Source organism: Allobosea sp. P1_A7 (assembly GCF_056406775.1).
This window is the reverse complement of sequence record NZ_JBFTZN010000007.1, coordinates 35,527-52,735: the sequence shown is the minus strand read 5'-3', so window position 1 is coordinate 52,735 and position 17,209 is coordinate 35,527. Positions and strand designations below refer to the sequence as shown.

Genomic DNA, 17,209 nt, shown 5'->3' with positions numbered 1-17,209 from the left:
CTTCTTGAGCACGCCGTCGATGATGCGCACGAGCACGACGACGCCGAGATAGGCATCGTACCAGGAATCGACCAGAAGTGCCTTCAGCGGCGCTTCGAGATCGCCCTTCGGCGCCGGCAGTTTCTGGACGATCGCTTCCAGCACGCCTTCGATGTTGAGACCGGTCTTGGCCGAGATCGGCACGGCTTCCGAGGCATCAAGGCCGATCACATCCTCGATCTGCTGCTTGATGCGCTCGGGCTCGGCTGCCGGCAGGTCGATCTTGTTGAGGACCGTGACGATCTCGTGGCCCGCATCAAGCGCCTGATAGACGTTGGCGAGTGTCTGCGCCTCGACGCCCTGAGAGGCGTCGACAACCAGCAGCGAGCCTTCGCAGGCGGCCAGCGAGCGCGAGACCTCATAGGCGAAGTCGACGTGGCCGGGCGTGTCCATCAGGTTGAGGATGTAATCCTTGCCGTCCTGGGCGCGATAATCGAGCCGGACGGTCTGCGCCTTGATGGTGATGCCGCGCTCCTTCTCGATATCCATCGAGTCGAGGATCTGCTCGCTCATGTCGCGGGCCGCGACCGTGCCGGTCTGCTGGATCAGCCGGTCGGCAAGGGTCGACTTGCCGTGGTCGATATGGGCCACAATCGAGAAATTGCGGATGTTGTCGAAACTGCGCGTGCTCATGGGCGCGCAATAGCAGTGAAGCTGCACGGGGCCAAGGGTTTGTGGCAGGCGCCTTGCTTCTCTGCAGCATGGCAGGCGCTTGACATTCCAGTATATTAGATTTTCTCTACTAAAATGGAGAATCCTCCCGAGAGAGACATCGACAGGCGCCTCGCGACGCGCCTGAAGTCAGCGCGCCAACGGCGCGATCTGACGCTCGACGTGCTTGCCGAGCGCACCGGCGTCAGCCGCGCGATGATCTCGCGAATCGAGCGGGGCGAATCGAGCCCGACCGCGGCGTTGCTCGATCGACTGACCGCTGGACTCGGCGTGACCTTGTCGTCGCTGTTCCACGAGGAGCGCCATGCCGGCCCGGTCGCGCGCCTGGCCGACCAGCCGGTCTGGCTCGACCCTGGCAGCGGCTATGTGCGGCGCAACGTCTCGCCGCCAGGCATCGGCTCACCGGTCGAGATCGTCGACGTGACGCTGCCCCCCGGAGCGCGCGTCCTGCTCGACGGACCGCGCATGCTGCACCGCCTCGACCAGCAGGTCTGGCTGCTCGCCGGAGAGATCGAGCTCAGCTTTGGCGGCGCCAGCCATCGACTGCGGAGCGGCGACTGCATCCACATGCTGCTCGATGGGCCGATCACCTATCACAATCCCGGCCCGGAGCCGGCCCGTTATGCCGTCGTGCTGATGACGGCAGACGGCCTATCCCAGGAAAGACCACGATGACGACGCAGCTCGTTGATACGGCCTCGATCACGCGTCTCGATGCCGCTGGTGCGCGCAACGCCATCCCTGCGCTTACCGGTATCCTTCGGGATTCCGTTGCGAACGGCGCCTCTGTCGGCTTCATGGCGGAGAATACCGAGGCCGATTTCAAGGCCTATTGGACAGGTGTCGTAGCCGGCGTCGAAGCAGGACAGATCCTGCTTCTGGTCGCGCGGCAGGGCGACGAGATCGTCGGCACCGCGCAGCTCCACCCCGCCGGCAAGCCGAACCAGCCGCACCGCGCCGATATTGCCAAGGTGCTGGTGCATTCCTCCGCGCGCCGGCAGGGTATCGGCGAAGCGCTGATGCTGGCAGCGGAGGCCGAGGCGTTGGCGGCCGGACGGACGCTGCTCTGCCTCGACACGGACGAGGCCGGCCCGGCGCGGCGGCTCTATAACCGGCTGGGCTGGACCGAGATCGGCACCATCCCGCGCTATGCGCTGATGCCCGATGGCAGCGATTGCGGCTCGACCTTCTTCTTCAAGTCACTCGCCTAATCCAGCGGATTGGGGCTGACCGGCAGATCGGGCTTGGCCGGCTTGTCGGAGAGTGAGGAAATGATGCGGCGCATGCCGGCGAGCAGCTGCTCCGCCTCCTCCTCCGGGAAGCCGGCCAGCGCCCGCCGGTTGACCTGCCGCGCCWCCGCAAGCGCAGTATGCTCCAGTTCCCGGGCCCGCCCTGTCAGATGAATGATACGGGCGCGGGCATCGGCAGCGTCGGGCCTGCGCTCGATCAGACCGTCGCGCTCCATGCGCGCAAGCGTGCTGGCCATCGTCGCCTGTTCGACATCGAGCCGTTCGACCAGGTGTTTCTGCGTGACACCGTCTTCACGCCAGAGTTCGAGCAGGACCATGAACTGCGCTGGCGCAAGCCCCAGCGGTCGGATGGATTCAGCCAGGGCCTTGGCGAAAAGCCGCGCCATGTGGTTGGCGAGATAGCCGGCCGAATGAGTCTTGAAGGTCGTCACGATCGCATCCCCCCGCCGGGTCGGGATACCAGTTGAACAGCATGCTATGCAATGATATATAGCATACTATTCAAAATCGGGAGGTGACGATGCCCCAAGGGACCGACCTCATTCTGCAATCCACGCTCGCCCGGAGCATGGGACCGATCACATTGGCACTGGCGGCGCTGTTCAGTGGCGCAGCGATCTACATCCTCGCGGCCGAGCAGCCGGCGCGGCTGTCGCTCGACGACGGGGCGCTTCTGCGGCAATGGCAAGCCGCCATCGGCCCGGCGACGCGGATGCAGGCGACGCTGGTCGTCATCACGACGCTCTGCGCCGGTCTCTCCTGGCGCTCCACCCGTAACCCCGCCTGGCTGGTCGGCATGTTTGCGATCCTGGCCAATCTGCCGTTCACGCTACTGGTCATCGCACCGATCAACACGGAACTGCAGGCCATGGCCGCGGCGCAAGCCAGCGCCGCGAGCCGCCATCTGATTCAGCGCTGGGGTGAGCTTCACGCTGTCCGCGCCGGGCTCGGGCTATTCGCCGTCCTCAGCTTCAGCTGGGCGCTGTCGCGGCGTCCGTGACGCCCTGAACCTTACTCCGCCTTGCGATAGTAAGGCTCGACCGGCCCCTTGAGCGTGATCGTCATCGGCCGGCCAAAGCGGTCCTTGGCGGCGCCGGCCGCCACCTTGATCCATCCCTCGCTGACGCAATACTCCTCGACATTGGTCTTCTCGGTGCCCTTGAAGCGGATGCCGATATCCTTCGCCAGGACCTCGGCGTCGTAAAAGGGGCTGTCCGGGTTGACGGAGAGACGGTCGGGGAGCGTGTCGGTCATGTCTTTGGCCTTGTGGTCTGGAGCGCACCTGGGTCGCTTTGGCGGCAGAGGTAACGCCAGAATGCGTCGATGCCAAATCGGGATGCTTGAGCGGCCTCCCGGCCACTGCGAAATTCGGGGCCGGCGACGTCATGGAGCGCGGGCTGGCGGTCCACCTGATCGAGCGACAGAGCAGTCTCGGTCCGGGGCAACGCGAAGCGAGCGACTTTCACGCCAGCGAGCAGGTCATGACTCGCTGGCTGGAATCGGTCAGCGGCCGCCGGCCTTCTCGATCAACGCCGCGACGGCCCGCTGCCCGCGCTGGCGGGCATGGGCCAGCGGCGAGACACCATCCTTGTCGGCCAGACTCGGATCGGCGCCGGCCTCGAGCACAAGCTTTGCAACCTCCTGATGCCGTGGCCCGCCATCGCCCAGGATGACGATCTCGAGCAGGCAGGTCCAACCGAGATCATTGACGTGGTCCAGGTCGATGCCGCTACCCAGGAGCAGCTTGACCGTCTCGACATGGGCGCGCTCGCAGGCCGGGATCAGGGCATTGCCGCCATAGCGGTTGCGGATCGTCAGGTCGGGCTTCAGCGGGATCATCGCAGCGACGATCTCGGCACGCCCGGCGGCACCGGCGAGCAACCAGGGCGTGTCGCGATTGGCGGCCTGCGCATTGATGTTGGCGCCCGCCGCGAGCAGCGCCTTGGCGATCGCGACATGATTGCCGGCCACGGCGAGCAACAACGGCGAGCGCCCCTGCGCATCGCGAGCCTCGAGATCGGCTCCGGCCGCGATCAGCCGGGAGACCTCGGCAGTCCTGCCGGTGGCGGCCGCATCGAGGAGGCTCGCCTGTCCGTTCTGCCCCATCGCCGCCATCRCAAAAACTCCCAGCACCAGAATCAGTCCGGCTCGCAAGATGCGCTTCACCGCGCACCATCCAGGAGCCGCCCGACGACCTTGGCGGTATAGTCCACCATCGGCACGATGCGGGCATAGTTCAGCCGCGTCGGGCCGATGATGCCGACGACGCCGACGATACGCTGTTCGGCATCATGGAAGGGGGCCGCGATCATCGAGGAACCGGACATCGAGAACAGCTTGTTCTCGGAGCCGATGAAGATGCGCACGCCGTCGCCGGCCTCGGCACGGGACAGGAGGTCGATCACGTCGGTCTGCGTCTCCAGATCCCCGAAGAGCAGGCGGATACGCTCGAGATCCTCCYGTGCCTTGAGATCCTCCAGCAGATTGGCCTGGCCGCGCACGATCAGATGGCGATCGCTGCTTGGACCTGACGAGGTGGCGATGCCGCTTTCGACAAGCTTCGCCGTCAGCGCATCGAGTTCGCGCTCCATGGTGGCGCGATCGTCGGCGATCTCGCGCTGCAGTTCGCTCAGGGTCTTGCCGAGGACACGGGCATTGAGAAAATTCGCAGCCTCCGTCAGGGCCGAGGCGGGCAGACCCGGCGGAAGGGCGAGCAACCGATTCTCGACCGTACCGTCCTCCGCCACGAGCACCACAAGCGCGCGCACCGGCTCCAGCCGGACAAATTCGATATGCTTCAGCCGGGAATTGGCCTTGGTGGTGACCACAACGCCGGCACCACGCGACAGCCCAGACAGCAGTGCAGACGCCTCGGTCAGCGCGCCGTCCAGCGTCCGGGTCGAGGCCGCTGCCCGCATCTGCGCCTCGATGCGGGCGCGCTCGTCGGAGGTCAGGTTGCCGACTTCCATCATGGCGTCGACGAAGAAACGCAATCCGCGCTCCGTCGGCAACCGACCGGCCGAGGTATGCGGGGCGTAGATCAGCCCGGCCATTTCGAGGTCGGTCATGACATTGCGCACAGTTGCCGGCGACAGGGCCACCGGCAGCAGCCGCGCGATATTGCGCGAGCCGACGGGCTCGCCCGTCGCGAGATAGCCATCGACGATCTGCCGGAAAATCTCACGGGAGCGTTGGTCGGTCTCGACCAGCCCGCCAGGGCTGTCCTGCCGCGTGGGCGCGCTCATGGCGAGGCGAGTATCTGGTTGCACATAGGCTATTGTCCCTTCGGCGCGGCGGCGGATCAAGAGGCAAGCGCTGGCTGCTTGCCTTGCCGCGCCCGGCCCAAACGCCTACAAGCCGCCGAACTCACGAAATCGGGATGTGAACATGCGACCCTCCAAACGCGCGGCCGACGAGATGCGCAAGGTCACGCTGGAACGCGGCGTGGTGCGCTATGCGGAAGGTTCCTGCATGGTCAGCTTCGGCGAGACCAAGGTGCTCTGCGCCGCGACGGTCGAGGAAAAGGGTCCACCATGGCTGCGTGGCACCGGCAAGGGCTGGGTCACGGCCGAGTACTCGATGCTGCCGCGTGCCACGCATGAACGTACACGCCGCGAGGTCACCTCCGGCAAGCCATCCGGCCGCACGCAGGAAATCCAGCGCCTGGTCGGACGCTCGCTTCGCGCGGTCGTCGACCTGACCGCCATTGGCGAGCGCCAGATCGTGGTCGATTGCGACGTCCTCCAGGCCGATGGCGGCACGCGCACGGCCTCGATCACCGGCGCCTGGGTCGCGCTGCACGRCGCGCTGAAATGGATGGAGGGGCGCGGCATGCTCAAGGCATCGAACCCGCTCAAGGATCATGTCGCCGCGATTTCCTGCGGCATCGTCGCCGGCAACCCGGTCATCGATCTCGACTATGTCGAGGATTCCGGCGCGCAGACCGACGCGAACTTCGTCATCACCGGAACAGGCGGCCTGGTCGAAGTGCAAGGCACTGCCGAAGGCGCTCCCTTCTCGGAGGATGAGCTGATGGCCCTGCTCCGCCTCGCCAAGGGCGGTGTCAGCAAGCTGGTCGCGCTGCAAAAGGCGGCGGTGGCCTGACCATGAGCGGACATCGGCTTCTCCAAGGCAAAGTCGTGATTGCGACCCATAATCAGGGCAAGCTGCGCGAAATGCGCGAGCTGATGGCGCCCTATGGCGTCGATCTGGTCTCGGCCGGCGAGCTCGGCCTGCCCGAGCCGGAGGAGAATGGCCACATGTTCTCGGAGAATGCCGCGATCAAGGCGGTGGCCTCCGCGCAAGCGAGCGGCCTGCCGGCGATTGCCGATGATTCCGGCCTGTGCATCGATGCGCTCGACGGCGCCCCTGGCCTGTTCTCCGCCAACTGGGCCGGGCCGGGCAAGAACTTTGTCCCGGCGCTCGCCCGCGTGCAGGCCGAGCTCGCCAAGCGCGGCGCAACGACCTCCGACAAGCGTCGGGGCCATTTCGTCTCCGCGCTGGTCATCGCTTGGCCGGACGGACACCAGGAGCTCTTCGAAGGCCGCGTCTACGGCGAGATCATCCATGAGCCGCGCGGCCCTTCAGGCTTCGGCTATGATCCGATTTTCAAGCCGGACGGCCGCGCCAAGACCTTTGGCGAAATGTCTTCCGATGAAAAGCACGGCGTGCCGGATGATGGTTCGGAGGCGCTGTCGCATCGCGCCCGCGCCTTCCAGCTTCTCGCCGCAGCCTGCTTGAGGCTGCCCCAGTGAACGCGCCGGCCGCCATCGCCGAGCGCCAGGCGGTCCCGCCGCATCCGACCGCGGATGCCGGTTTCGCGGTCTATGTGCATTGGCCATTCTGCCTGGCCAAATGCCCCTATTGCGACTTCAACTCGCATGTGCGGCACACGCCGCCCGACCAGCAGCGCTTCATCGAAGCCTTCAGGCGCGAAATCGCGCACCGCGCCCGGCTGGCGCCCGGACGCACCGTCTCCTCGATCTTCTTCGGCGGTGGCACGCCCTCGCTGATGGAGGGCCGCACGGTCGGCGCAATCCTCGACGCGATCGGCGGCGCCTGGGCGGTCGACCCGAATTGCGAGGTCTCGCTGGAAGCAAACCCGACCAGCGTCGAGGCAGGACGCTTCCAGGATTTCCGCGCCGCCGGCGTCAACCGCGTCTCGCTCGGTGTGCAGGCGTTGAACGACGCCGACCTCAAGGCGCTGGGCCGGATGCACTCGACACAGGAAGCGCTCGATGCGGTGGCGATCGCGCGGCGCTATTTCGAGCGTTATTCCTTCGACCTGATCTACGCCCGCTCCGTCGAGCAGACCCCCGCGCTCTGGCGCGAGGAACTCGAACTCGCGATCGGCCATGCTGCCGAGCATCTCTCGCTCTACCAGCTCACCATCGAGCCCGACACCGCCTTCGCGGCCCTGTACAAGGCTGGCAAGTTGAAGGTGCCGGATTATGAGGTCGGCGCCGCACTCTACGAAACGACGCAGGAGATCACGGCAAAGCACGGCCTGCCGGTCTACGAGATCTCGAACCATGCCAGGCCGGGCGCCGAATGCCGGCACAATCTCGTTTACTGGCGCTATGGCGAATATGCCGGCATTGGCCCCGGTGCGCATGGAAGGCTTGTCACGGCGGACGGCCGGATGGCGCAATCGACCGAGAAGCGGCCGGAAGTCTGGCTTGAGCGCGTCGAGGCCGAAGGGCATGCGCTGGTCGAGAACGAGTGCCTGAACGCCGAGGCGCAAGGCGACGAATATCTGCTGATGGGCCTGCGACTGGTCGAGGGCATCGATCCGGTCACGTTCAGGGCGCTTTCAGGGCGCGAGCTGAAGTCTTCCCGCGTCGACAGCTTGATGAAGGAGGGGCTGTTGACGCGCAAACCCGGCGGCAAGCTCGCCGCGACACCGGACGGGGCCCTGGTCCTGGACGCGTTGGTGGCGGATCTGGCGGCCTAGACCTGCCGCCCCCATGCCCGGCCTCGCGCCGGGCATCATTCTGTTTCTGGAACCGAGGATCTGCGCGTCGCAGCGCCCGGAAACCGCGCGCGGGGGCCCTGTTACGTCCTCGGCCCAAGGTCTCGCGGCGCGGCATTGACCGTCACGATCTGGCCGTTGCGCAGTTCGAGAACCGCAAGCCCGCGCTCGATCTGCCCATCCGGGCGGAAACGGAAGACGCCGTCCGCACCGGCAAAGCCCTGCGGGTTGGTCAGAACCGACTCGGAGAAACGCTGGCTTCCCTGCGTCCGCGCCAACGCCGCTGCCAGAGAGACCGCATCATAGGCTAGAGTCGCGGTGCGGGTCGGCGCGCCGTTGAAGCGCTGCTGATAACGGCCCGCAAAGGCATTGAAACCGGCTGTGTCGGGCGATGCGAACCAGCCTCCCTGGATCGCCGGAACGCGCGCGACGCTGGCATCGTTCCAGACACCGGTGCCGAGAGGCTTCACCTTGGCCGGATCGAACCCGGCTTGCTGAAGTGCCAGTCCCAGCGCCGGCATGGTGTCGGCTGCGGCCGGGACGAAGAGCGCGTCCGCCTGCTGCAAGGCCKGCACGAGGCGCTGGACAGCGGTGCGCATGCTGTTCTGGTCGGAGCCGAAACGCTCGATGATGACCGCCCGCGCCCCGCGATTGGCGACGGCCTGCTGGAACGCGGCCTCGACGACCCGGCCATAGGCGGTATCCGGAACCAGCGCGGCAAAGGACTTGCGCCCCTGCGAAGAGGCGTAGGCGATCACGCGATTGACGTCGTTCTCGGGCGGGAAGGAGAGCAGATAGACGCCGCGCGAAGCGACATTGCTATCGCTGGAGAAAGCCATGATCGGGCGGTTGGCGCCGCGCGCCACTTGAGCGGCAGCCTGCACCGAGGGTGCAAAGAGCGGCCCGATGATCAGTTCAGCACCTTCACGCAGCGCTTCCTGGGCCGCGGCCTGAGCGCCTTCCGGCGACCCGCGATCATCCTTGACCAGCAGCGTGAGGTCGGCGCCCGGGAATTCGGCGAGCGCCATCTCGGCAGCGTTCTTCAGGGAGTTGCCGACGACCGCGCCCTGCCCTTCCGCAGTCAGGGGAAGCACGAGGCCGACCTTGACCTTGCCGGTACCGATGGTCTGGCCGGTCGGCGCCTGAGCCTCGCCGCCCGGGGCCGCGGAACCGCCGTCAAAACCTGGCAGACCGGACGTGCCGCCGCTGCAGGCCGCGAGCCCAAGCGAAACACCGAGGGCCAGAGCCGCCAGACGCAACCTCGAGACCGGAAGGGGGAGCCGTTGGAGCAGCACGGGATCATCTCCAGTCGAGAACGGGGAACGCGGTCATTGCGACCGTATCCAGCTTGCAGTCCCCCGACCGTGGAGAACTCCTGCCAGTGCGACATGGTATTTTCAAGTTGTTAACTCTGTCTTGCCGCATTTGAAACGAGGCGCAGCTGCATGCGGCCGTGGCATAAGGACCGCGGCTGTGGCAGCTTGCGGACATGTCCGCTCCGTCCTCCGCCCCGCCTGCCTCCGCCCCGCCTGCCTCTGCCCCGCGTGCATCGCAGCGCGCCCCCAGCTACACGGCCTTCGGGCTCCGCGCCGAAGCGGAGACGCTGGYGCCCGGCCTGCACATCGTCGCAACCCCGATCGGCAATCTGCGCGACATCTCGTTTCGCGCCCTGGCGACGCTTGCCGCCGCCGATGCCGTGCTCGCCGAGGACACGCGCACCAGCAAGACGCTGCTGGCACATTACGGAATCTCGACACCGCTCCTGCCCTATCACGAGCACAATGCCGCGCAGATGCGGCCGAAGATCCTGGCCAAGCTGCGGGAGGGCGGGCGGCTTGCCCTGATCTCCGACGCGGGCACGCCGCTGGTGTCGGACCCCGGCTACAAGCTGGTCGCCGATGTCGTCGCCGAAGGCCTGCCGGTCACCGGCATTCCGGGCCCCTCGGCCGTTCTGGCGGCGCTGGTGCTTGCCGGCCTGCCGACAGACCGGTTCTTCTTCGAAGGTTTCCTGCCGCCGAAATCGGCCGCGCGGCGCGGGCGGCTGACCGAGCTGGCGGTCATTCCAGGCACCCTCGTCTTCTTCGAATCACCGCGCCGCCTCGCCGAGATGCTCGCCGATGCCGGCGCAGTGCTGGGCGCAAGGCCGGCAGCGGTCGCCCGCGAACTGACCAAGTACCACGAAACCGTACAACGCGGGACGCTTGCTGAACTCGCCGCCCATTATGGCGAGGAGGAAGAAGCACGCGGCGAGATCGTCGTGATCATCGGTCCACCCGGAGCCGAGGCTCTGCTTCCAGCGGGAGATGTCATCGATGAGCGCCTGCGCGAGGCCATGGCGCGGCTCTCGCTCAAGGAGGCGGTCGCGCAGGTCGCCGCCGAGACGGGGCAGCCGCGCCGCAAGATTTATGCGCGCGCCCTCGAACTGACCCGCGAGCCTTGAGAGCCAGGGCTCGCAGCCAGAAGGCCAGACGAGCCGGAACGACCGGCCAGCGCGGCGAGTTGCTGGCGATCCTCTGGCTTGCCGCGAAGGGTTACCGGCCCCTCGCCCGGCGCTTCGGCGGCAAGGGCGGCGAGATCGACCTCATCGTGAAGCGCGGACGCACCATCGCCTTCGTCGAGGTCAAGGCCCGGGGCCTGCTCGACGATGCGCTGACCGCGATCACTCCGGAGAAACGCCGGCTGATCGAGGCCCGCATCCGGCAATGGCTCTCGCGCAATGCCTGGGCGATGGACCATCATTTGCGAGCCGATGCCGTCTTCGTCGCGCCCTGGCGTCGGCCGCGCCATGTGCCCGGCGCCTTCGAGCTGATCCTGTGACGCGCAGCCTGCCCCTTGCACAGGCATGGGGCCTGGGCCGATATGAGGCCGCGCAACAGGAACCTTGCCCATGACCCTTGCCGTCGCCATCCAGATGGACCCCATCGAACGCGTCAGGATCGCCGGCGATACCGGCTTCGCCCTGATGCTGGAGGCGCAGCGGCGCGGACACAGCCTCTACACCTATACGCCCGACAAGCTCTCTCTGCGGGACGGCAAGGTCACCGCGCCGATCCGGCCGGTCGAGGTCCGCGATATCGATGGCGATCATTTCACCCTCGGCGCCGAGGAGCGCACCGATCTCTCGACGCTCGATGTCGTGCTGCTCCGGCAGGATCCGCCCTTCGACATGGCCTATATCACCTCCACGCACATGCTGGAGCGCATCCATCCGAAGACGCTGGTCGTCAACGATCCCGCGCAAGTGCGCAACGCGCCCGAGAAAATCCTGGTCACGCATTTCCCCGAACTGATGCCGCCGACCCTGATCACTCGCGACAGGGCCGAGATCGAGGCCTTTCGCGAGGAGTTCGGCGAGATCGTGATGAAGCCGCTTTACGGCCATGGCGGCGCGACGGTGTTCAAGACCGGGAAGGGCGACCCCAATTTCGGCTCGCTGTTCGACCTCTTCTCCGGGATCTTCAAGGAGGCCTGGGTGGTCCAGCGCTTCATGAAGGAGGTCAGCGCCGGCGACAAACGCATCCTGCTGGTGGACGGCAAGGCGGCAGGCGCGGTCAACCGGGTGCCGGCCGATGGTGACCTGCGCGCCAACATGGTGCGCGGCGGCGCCGCCGCACCGACCGATCTCTCCAAGCGCGAACTCGAGATCTGCGAGGCGATTGGCCCGACACTGCGCGAGCGAGGCCTGATCCTGGTGGGCATCGACGTGATCGGCGGCAACCTCACCGAAATCAACGTCACGGCGCCGACGGGCGTGCGCGCCGTCAAGAAGCTTGGCGGGCCGGATATCGCCGCCCAGGTCTGGGACGCGATCGAGGCGAAGGTGAGCAGCCCAGGCTAGGGGCCCCCACCGCACCGGGTCAGGCTCCGGCCTGTCCCGGCCGACAGCGCAGCATCGGGGCTGGAGGCTCAGGCGCTCCTGGCGACCGCCGTCCCGTTCAACGGATTGGCGGCATCCCAGTCGTAGCGCATCGTATCGAAGCGCATCGTCATCGCGTCGACGAGCAGGAGCTTGCCGACCAGCGGCTCCCCGAAGCCGGTGATTGCGCGAATCACCTCCAGCGCCATCAGCGAGCCCATCACGCCGGCGAGCGCGCCAAGCACACCGGCTTCGGCACAGGGTGCGACCGTGCCAGGCGGCGGCGGATTGGGAAAGAGGCAGCGATAGGTCGGGTTCGGCCGCCCGTCCGGCCGCTTCTCATGCGGGCGCAGCGTGGTCAGCGACCCATCGAAGCGGCCAAGGGCCGCGGTGACCAGCGGCTTCTTCTCGTAGAAGCAGGCATCGGCGACGGCGTAACGCGTCCCGAAATTGTCGGTGCCGTCGGCGATCACGTCGTAGAAGGCAACCATGGCGCGGGCGTTGTGCGGGTCGATGCGGGTGACATGCTCCTCGACCGCGACATGCGGGTTGAGCCGCTTGATGAAGCCGGCAGCCGCAACCGCCTTGTTCGCGCCGAGGTCGGCAGTGCTGAAGATGGTCTGCCGCTGCAGGTTGGAAAGCGAGACATGATCGGCGTCGACGATACCGATCATGCCGACACCCGCGGCGGCAAGATACTGGATCAGCGGCGCGCCAAGCCCGCCCGCGCCGATCACGAGTACGCTGGTGGATTTGAGTTTGGCCTGCCCCGGACCGCCGATCTCCGGCAGCACCAGATGGCGCGCATAGCGTTCGATCTCGTCACCGTGCAGGCTCATGCATCAGAGTTAAGCCGAACCGCTGGATTGGGCAATCGTGGCGTTGGCGGGGCCAAAGGAAATGGCCTGCCGCCCGGCTTGGCCGGGCGAGGAAGCCGTGCCATCGTGCGCACAGGCAGGGGCGGAGAAACCGCGCCGCGCGTTCACAGGGGAAGCACATATGCGGGTCAGATCTCTTGCGCTGGCGCTAGCGGGCGTCGCCTTTTCGGCTCTCGCCGCCATGGCGCAAACCGCAATCAAGCCGGCGGTCGTTTATGACAAGGGCGGCAAATTCGACAAATCCTTCAACGAAGCCGCCTTCATCGGCGCCGAGAAATTCAAGAAGGAAACCGGTGTCGAGTTCCGCGATTTCGAGCCGACCAACGAGGCGCAGATCGAGCAGGCCCTGCGGCGCTTCGCACGCGACGGCCATTCCCCGATCATCGCGGTCGGCTTCAGCCAGGCGACCGCCCTGCAAAAGGTGGCAGCCGAGTTCCCCGACCTGAAATTCACGATCATCGACATGGTCGTCGACCTGCCGAACGTACAGTCGGTCGTGTTCAAGGAGCATGAGGGCTCCTATCTCGTCGGCCTGCTCGCCGGGATGGCATCCAAGAGCGGCAAGGTCGGGTTCGTCGGCGGCATGGATATCCCGCTGATCCGGAAATTCGCCTGCGGCTATGTCCAGGGCGTCAAGGCGGCGAAGAAGGATGGCGAGGTCTTCCAGAACATGACGGGCTCGACGCCCTCCGCCTGGAACGACCCGGTGAAGGGCGGCGAGCTTGCCAAGTCGCAGATCGACCGCGGCGCCGACGTGATCTACCACGCAGCCGGCGGCACCGGCATCGGCGTGCTGCGCGCGGCGGCGGATGCCGGCAAGCTCGGCATCGGCGTCGATTCCAACCAGAACGCCCTGCAGCCGGGCAAGGTGCTGACCTCGATGCTGAAGCGCGTCGATGTCGCGACCTACGCCTCCTTCAAGGCGGCCCGCGAAGGCAGCTGGAAGCCGGGCATCTCCGTGCTCGGGCTGAAGGAGGACGGCGTCGCCTGGGCGCTCGACGATGCCAACCGGGCCTTGATCACGCCCGAGATGAAAGCCGCCGCCGACAAGGCGCGCGATGACATCATCGCCGGCACGGTGAAGGTGCACGACTACATGTCGGACTCTAAGTGCACGATGTGAGGAACGGGCGCATGCCGCCCTCTCCTTCTCGGGGAGGGCGGCGCTTTGGGGCCGCATCCGGATGAAGATCACCATTCTTGGCTCCGGCGACGCCTTCGGATCGGGCGGGCGTTTCAACACCTGCCTGCTCGTCGAGGCCGTCGGCGAGCGCATGTTGCTCGACTGCGGCTCGTCGAGCATGGTCGCGCTGAACAAGGCGGACGTCGCCCGCAATCCGATCTCGAGCCTGCTGTTCACGCATTTCCACGGCGACCATTTCGGCGCGCTGCCGGCCTTTCTGCTCGATGCGCAATTCGTCTCGCGCCGGAACGAGCCCCTGACCATCGCAGGGCCGGCCGGCATCGAACACCGAGCGTGGCATGCGCTGGAGGCCGATTTCCCCGGCGCCTCGGCCAATCCCTGGCGCTTCCCGATCCGTTTCGTCGAGGTGACGCCGGAAGCACCGGCAATGTTGGCCGGGCTCGCGATCACCGCCTTCCCGATGGTGCATGACGAGCGCGCCGGCCCTTGCCAGGGCTATCGACTGGCACGCGACGGCAAGGTCTTTGCCTTTTCCGGCGATACGGCCTGGAGCGATGAGCTGATCTCCTTGGCCGCCGGAGCCGATGTGCTGCTTGTCGAGTGCTACAATTACGACCGGCCGCTGGCCAACCATCTCGACTACAAGACACTCGCGGCACGGCGCGGCGATCTCGCGACCCCGCGCATCGTGCTGACCCATATGGGGCCGGGCATGCTCGCCCATGACGGCCCGTTGCCGGAAGAGCGGGCCCATGACGGCATGGTGATCGTGCCATGAGCGTTCCCGCCATCGAACTGATCGCGATCAGCAAGCGCTTCGGCCCGGTCCTGGCCAACAAGGACGTCTCGCTTTCCATCGCCGCCGGCTCAATCCACGGCATCGTCGGCGAAAACGGAGCCGGCAAATCGACGCTGATGTCGATCCTCTACGGTTTCTATGAGGCCGATTCCGGCGAGATCAGGGTCGCAGGCCAGCCCTTGCGTATTCGCAGACCGGCGGACGCGATCACGGCCGGCATCGGCATGGTCCATCAGCATTTCATGCTGGTCGAACCACTCAGCGTCGTCGAGAACGTCGTGCTCGGCGCGGAGGGCGGCAAGCTGCTCAAGGGCGGCATCGCCAGGGCACGGGCCGAGCTTGCGCGCCTCTCCCGGGATTATGGCCTCGCCATCGACCCGGACGCCATCGTCGGCGATCTCTCCGTCGGCTTTCAGCAGCGCGTCGAAATCCTGAAGGCGCTCTATCGCGGCGCCGAGATCCTGATCCTCGACGAACCCACCGCCGTGCTGACCCCATCGGAAGCCGACCAGCTCTTTGCGCTGCTGCGATCACTGAAGGCGCAGGGCAAGACGGTGATCCTGATCACCCACAAACTGCGCGAGGTCATGGATGTGACCGACACCGTCTCGGTGATGCGTCGGGGTGAGATGATCGCGCATGTCGAAACCGCCCGGACCTCGCCTCCCGAGCTTGCCGAAGCGATGGTCGGACGGCGCGTGCTGCTGCGGGTGGAGAAGACGGAGCATCCGCGCGGGGCCCCCGTTCTGGAGGCTGCCGGCCTCGGTTTCTATGACGAGCGTGGTTGCGAGAAGCTCAGCGATGTCAGCCTGACGCTGCATGCCGGCGAGATCGTCGGCATCGCCGGCGTCGCCGGCAATGGCCAGAGCGAATTGCTCGAGGTGCTTGCCGGCCTGCTCCAGCCCTCGCGCGGCGTCATCCGGCTCGACGGCGAGATCCTCAACGCCGGCGACCGCACGCCCGCCAATCTGCGCGAACGCGGGGTGATGCATATTCCCGAGGACCGCCACAGGATGGGACTGGTCACCGCCTTTCCCGCGGCCGAGAACAGCATCCTCGGCTACCAGGACGACCCGGCCTTCGGACCAGGCCCCTTCCTATCGCCGACCAGGATTGCAGCGCACGCGTTTGCCGGCATGACGGCCTATGATGTGCGCCCGGCAGACCCGTCCCTGAAGGCCGCGAAATTCTCGGGCGGCAATCAGCAGAAGATCGTGCTGGCCCGCGAGATCGAGCGCGCACCAAAGGTCCTGCTCGTCGGCCAGCCGACACGCGGCGTCGATATCGGTGCGATCGAGTTCATCCATCGCCGCCTGATTGCGCTGCGCGATGCCGGAGTGGCGATCCTGCTTGTTTCGGTCGAGCTCGAGGAGGTGATGGCGTTGTCCGACAGGATCCTGGCCATGTGCGGCGGCCGGGTCACCGGCGAGCGAGCCGCCGAGGCCACCAATGAGCGCGATCTCGGCCTGCTGATGGCCGGTGTGAACCAGGAAGCCGCATGAGCGCCACGCCGATCGACCTGCCCCGCTGGGCCGATGCCGGGCTGGTTCCGCTGGTCAGCGTCACTGCGGCGCTCCTTGTCGCCGGACTGGTGGTGCTCGGCATCGGCGAGAGCCCCTTGGAAGCCACGGCCCTGCTTCTCAAGGGTGCCCTCGGCAGCATCGAGGGCTTGGGTTTCACGCTCTACTACACCACGAATTTCATCTTCACGGGCCTCGCCGTCGCCGTCGCCTTCCATGCCGGGCTGTTCAACATCGGCGGCGAGGGCCAGGCGACCGTCGCCGGCATCTTCCTCGCGCTGGCTTGCCTCTGGCTCGCGCCGCTGCCCGGCATCCTGCTCGTGCCGCTCGCCATCCTGGCGGGAGCGGCAGGAGGCGCGCTCTATGGTTTCATCCCCGGCTGGCTGCAGGCGACGCGCGGCAGCCACGTCGTCATCACCACGATCATGTTCAATTTCCTGGCGGCGACGCTGAGCGTCTATCTGCTCGTCAACGTGATGGGGAAACCTGGTTCGATGCAGGCCGAAACCCCGGAATTCGCCGGGCACGCCGTGTTGACGCCGATGCACCAGTTGCTCGCGCCGCTCGGGATCAAGCTGCCGGCGACCCCGCTCAACACCGCTTTCCTGCTCGCGCTCGCCGCGCTCGTCGCAATCTGGGCACTGATCTATCGCTCGCGCCTCGGTTACGCGATCCGCACCGTGGGCGCCAATCCACGCGCTGCCGCCTATGCCGGCATTTCGCCCGCCCGGATGACCATGGTCGCGATGGCGCTCTCCGGCGCCCTGGCTGGCGGGCTCGCGGTCAACGAGGCGATGGGTGTGCAGCACCGCCTCCTGATCGATTTCACGGCCGGCTACGGTTTCGTCGGCATCGCCGTCGGGTTGATGGGGCGCGGCCACCCGATCGGCGTCGCGCTCTCAGCCTTCCTGTTCGGCGTGCTCTATCAGGGCGGAGCGGAACTCTCCTTCGACAAGCCGACCATTACGCGGGACATGGTCGTCGTGATCGGCGGCGTGGTCATTCTCTTTGCCGGGGCGCTCGACGGGCTCTTTCGCAAGCTCGTCGCCAACGCCCTCCGACTCGGCCGGGTGGCCTAGC

The 17,209-nt window shown here is 66.6% G+C and carries 20 protein-coding genes; 13 read left to right on the top strand and 7 right to left on the bottom strand.

All coding sequences use genetic code 11. The annotated features are described in order from the left end of the window. The coding region (locus AC1D34_RS02145) for a GTP-binding protein (protein ID WP_476823382.1) at positions 1 to 672 on the bottom strand (672 nt) is incomplete at its 3' end. Between the two features lie 114 nt (positions 673 to 786). On the opposite strand from AC1D34_RS02145, the gene AC1D34_RS02140 reads away from it, so the two are divergent. After that, complete coding sequence (locus AC1D34_RS02140; RefSeq protein WP_441490432.1) at positions 787 to 1,386, top strand: helix-turn-helix domain-containing protein; 600 nt, start codon at positions 787 to 789, stop codon at positions 1,384 to 1,386. Continuing rightward, entirely contained in the window at positions 1,383 to 1,922 is a 540-nt protein-coding gene (locus tag AC1D34_RS02135) for a GNAT family N-acetyltransferase (RefSeq protein ID WP_441490433.1), read from the top strand. The genes AC1D34_RS02140 and AC1D34_RS02135 overlap by 4 nt, the downstream gene beginning before the upstream one ends. Here AC1D34_RS02135 and AC1D34_RS02130 read toward each other — a convergent pair. Beyond that, positions 1,919 to 2,392 (bottom strand): MarR family winged helix-turn-helix transcriptional regulator, encoded by a 474-nt coding sequence (locus tag AC1D34_RS02130; RefSeq protein ID WP_476823381.1) that lies wholly within the window; start codon positions 2,390 to 2,392, stop codon positions 1,919 to 1,921. The two genes, AC1D34_RS02135 and AC1D34_RS02130, sit on opposite strands and share 4 nt — an antisense overlap. Before the next feature lie 89 nt (positions 2,393 to 2,481). Here AC1D34_RS02130 and AC1D34_RS02125 point away from each other — a divergent pair, with 89 nt between their 5' ends. Then, entirely contained in the window at positions 2,482 to 2,961 is a 480-nt protein-coding gene (locus tag AC1D34_RS02125) for an anthrone oxygenase family protein (protein WP_441490435.1), read from the top strand. 11 nt (positions 2,962 to 2,972) lie between these two features. On the opposite strand, the gene AC1D34_RS02120 is transcribed toward AC1D34_RS02125, so the two are convergent. The 3 genes from AC1D34_RS02120 to hrcA all read right to left on the bottom strand — a co-directional run bounded on the left by AC1D34_RS02120 (position 2,973) and on the right by hrcA (position 5,206). Then, positions 2,973 to 3,215 carry a DUF3297 family protein gene (locus AC1D34_RS02120; protein WP_069877953.1) on the bottom strand — a complete coding sequence of 81 codons (243 nt, stop codon included), beginning with the start codon at positions 3,213 to 3,215 and terminating at the stop codon, positions 2,973 to 2,975. A 249-nt stretch (positions 3,216 to 3,464) separates the two neighbouring features. Then, a complete protein-coding gene (locus tag AC1D34_RS02115; protein ID WP_476823380.1) occupies positions 3,465 to 4,127 on the bottom strand; it encodes an ankyrin repeat domain-containing protein in 663 nt (220 codons plus the stop codon). Further along, complete coding sequence (gene hrcA, locus AC1D34_RS02110) at positions 4,124 to 5,206, bottom strand: heat-inducible transcriptional repressor HrcA (RefSeq protein ID WP_476823379.1); 1,083 nt, start codon at positions 5,204 to 5,206, stop codon at positions 4,124 to 4,126. The genes AC1D34_RS02115 and hrcA overlap by 4 nt, the downstream gene beginning before the upstream one ends. 142 nt (positions 5,207 to 5,348) lie before the next feature. Here hrcA and rph point away from each other — a divergent pair, with 142 nt between their 5' ends. The 3 genes from rph to hemW are packed head-to-tail and all read left to right on the top strand — an operon-like array spanning position 5,349 to position 7,914. Further along, a complete protein-coding gene (gene rph, locus AC1D34_RS02105; protein ID WP_476823378.1) occupies positions 5,349 to 6,065 on the top strand; it encodes a ribonuclease PH in 717 nt (238 codons plus the stop codon). A 2-nt stretch (positions 6,066 to 6,067) separates the two neighbouring features. After that, entirely contained in the window at positions 6,068 to 6,715 is a 648-nt protein-coding gene (gene rdgB / locus AC1D34_RS02100; RefSeq protein ID WP_441490438.1) for an RdgB/HAM1 family non-canonical purine NTP pyrophosphatase, read from the top strand. Further along, positions 6,712 to 7,914, top strand: coding sequence for a radical SAM family heme chaperone HemW (gene hemW, locus AC1D34_RS02095; protein WP_476823377.1), 1,203 nt, complete (start codon positions 6,712 to 6,714; stop codon positions 7,912 to 7,914). The genes rdgB and hemW overlap by 4 nt, the downstream gene beginning before the upstream one ends. Before the next feature lie 101 nt (positions 7,915 to 8,015). Here hemW and AC1D34_RS02090 read toward each other — a convergent pair whose 3' ends face one another. Next, positions 8,016 to 9,227 carry a penicillin-binding protein activator gene (locus AC1D34_RS02090; RefSeq protein ID WP_476823376.1) on the bottom strand — a complete coding sequence of 404 codons (1,212 nt, stop codon included), beginning with the start codon at positions 9,225 to 9,227 and terminating at the stop codon, positions 8,016 to 8,018. Between the two features lie 194 nt (positions 9,228 to 9,421). On the opposite strand from AC1D34_RS02090, the gene rsmI reads away from it, so the two are divergent. The 3 genes from rsmI to gshB all read left to right on the top strand — a co-directional run bounded on the left by rsmI (position 9,422) and on the right by gshB (position 11,770). Beyond that, entirely contained in the window at positions 9,422 to 10,372 is a 951-nt protein-coding gene (gene rsmI / locus AC1D34_RS02085; RefSeq protein WP_476823375.1) for a 16S rRNA (cytidine(1402)-2'-O)-methyltransferase, read from the top strand. Next, positions 10,369 to 10,749 carry a YraN family protein gene (locus AC1D34_RS02080; protein WP_069877958.1) on the top strand — a complete coding sequence of 127 codons (381 nt, stop codon included), beginning with the start codon at positions 10,369 to 10,371 and terminating at the stop codon, positions 10,747 to 10,749. The genes rsmI and AC1D34_RS02080 overlap by 4 nt, the downstream gene beginning before the upstream one ends. 70 nt (positions 10,750 to 10,819) lie before the next feature. Further along, entirely contained in the window at positions 10,820 to 11,770 is a 951-nt protein-coding gene (gshB, locus tag AC1D34_RS02075; RefSeq protein ID WP_476823374.1) for a glutathione synthase, read from the top strand. A 68-nt stretch (positions 11,771 to 11,838) separates the two neighbouring features. Here gshB and AC1D34_RS02070 read toward each other — a convergent pair whose 3' ends face one another. Next, complete coding sequence (locus tag AC1D34_RS02070) at positions 11,839 to 12,627, bottom strand: HesA/MoeB/ThiF family protein (protein ID WP_476823373.1); 789 nt, start codon at positions 12,625 to 12,627, stop codon at positions 11,839 to 11,841. A 160-nt stretch (positions 12,628 to 12,787) separates the two neighbouring features. Between AC1D34_RS02070 and AC1D34_RS02065 the strand changes: the two genes are divergently transcribed. The 4 genes from AC1D34_RS02065 (at position 12,788) to AC1D34_RS02050 (ending at position 17,208) form a co-directional block, all read left to right on the top strand. Further along, on the top strand, positions 12,788 to 13,789 hold the full coding sequence (locus tag AC1D34_RS02065) for a BMP family lipoprotein (RefSeq protein WP_113518360.1): 1,002 nt from the start codon (positions 12,788 to 12,790) through the stop codon (positions 13,787 to 13,789). Between the two features lie 61 nt (positions 13,790 to 13,850). After that, positions 13,851 to 14,588: an MBL fold metallo-hydrolase gene (locus AC1D34_RS02060; RefSeq protein WP_441490444.1), complete on the top strand. Its 738-nt coding sequence runs from the start codon at positions 13,851 to 13,853 to the stop codon at positions 14,586 to 14,588. After that, positions 14,585 to 16,111 carry an ABC transporter ATP-binding protein gene (locus AC1D34_RS02055; protein ID WP_476823372.1) on the top strand — a complete coding sequence of 509 codons (1,527 nt, stop codon included), beginning with the start codon at positions 14,585 to 14,587 and terminating at the stop codon, positions 16,109 to 16,111. The genes AC1D34_RS02060 and AC1D34_RS02055 overlap by 4 nt, the downstream gene beginning before the upstream one ends. Further along, entirely contained in the window at positions 16,108 to 17,208 is a 1,101-nt protein-coding gene (locus tag AC1D34_RS02050; protein ID WP_441490446.1) for an ABC transporter permease, read from the top strand. The genes AC1D34_RS02055 and AC1D34_RS02050 overlap by 4 nt, the downstream gene beginning before the upstream one ends. Position 17,209: the final 1 nt, after the last annotated feature.

What these genes read in the sequence shown, in the direction of transcription:
- AC1D34_RS02140 (WP_441490432.1), top strand. Translation starts at nt 787, where the DNA reads ATGGAGAATCCTCCCGAGAGAGACATCGACAGGCGCCTCGCGACGCGC.
- AC1D34_RS02135 (WP_441490433.1), top strand. Translation starts at nt 1,383, where the DNA reads ATGACGACGCAGCTCGTTGATACGGCCTCGATCACGCGTCTCGATGCC.
- AC1D34_RS02125 (WP_441490435.1), top strand. Translation starts at nt 2,482, where the DNA reads ATGCCCCAAGGGACCGACCTCATTCTGCAATCCACGCTCGCCCGGAGC.
- AC1D34_RS02120 (WP_069877953.1), bottom strand. Translation starts at nt 3,215, where the DNA reads ATGACCGACACGCTCCCCGACCGTCTCTCCGTCAACCCGGACAGCCCC.
- rdgB (WP_441490438.1), top strand. Translation starts at nt 6,068, where the DNA reads ATGAGCGGACATCGGCTTCTCCAAGGCAAAGTCGTGATTGCGACCCAT.
- gshB (WP_476823374.1), top strand. Translation starts at nt 10,820, where the DNA reads ATGACCCTTGCCGTCGCCATCCAGATGGACCCCATCGAACGCGTCAGG.
- AC1D34_RS02070 (WP_476823373.1), bottom strand. Translation starts at nt 12,627, where the DNA reads ATGAGCCTGCACGGTGACGAGATCGAACGCTATGCGCGCCATCTGGTG.
- AC1D34_RS02065 (WP_113518360.1), top strand. Translation starts at nt 12,788, where the DNA reads ATGCGGGTCAGATCTCTTGCGCTGGCGCTAGCGGGCGTCGCCTTTTCG.
- AC1D34_RS02060 (WP_441490444.1), top strand. Translation starts at nt 13,851, where the DNA reads ATGAAGATCACCATTCTTGGCTCCGGCGACGCCTTCGGATCGGGCGGG.
- AC1D34_RS02055 (WP_476823372.1), top strand. Translation starts at nt 14,585, where the DNA reads ATGAGCGTTCCCGCCATCGAACTGATCGCGATCAGCAAGCGCTTCGGC.
- AC1D34_RS02050 (WP_441490446.1), top strand. Translation starts at nt 16,108, where the DNA reads ATGAGCGCCACGCCGATCGACCTGCCCCGCTGGGCCGATGCCGGGCTG.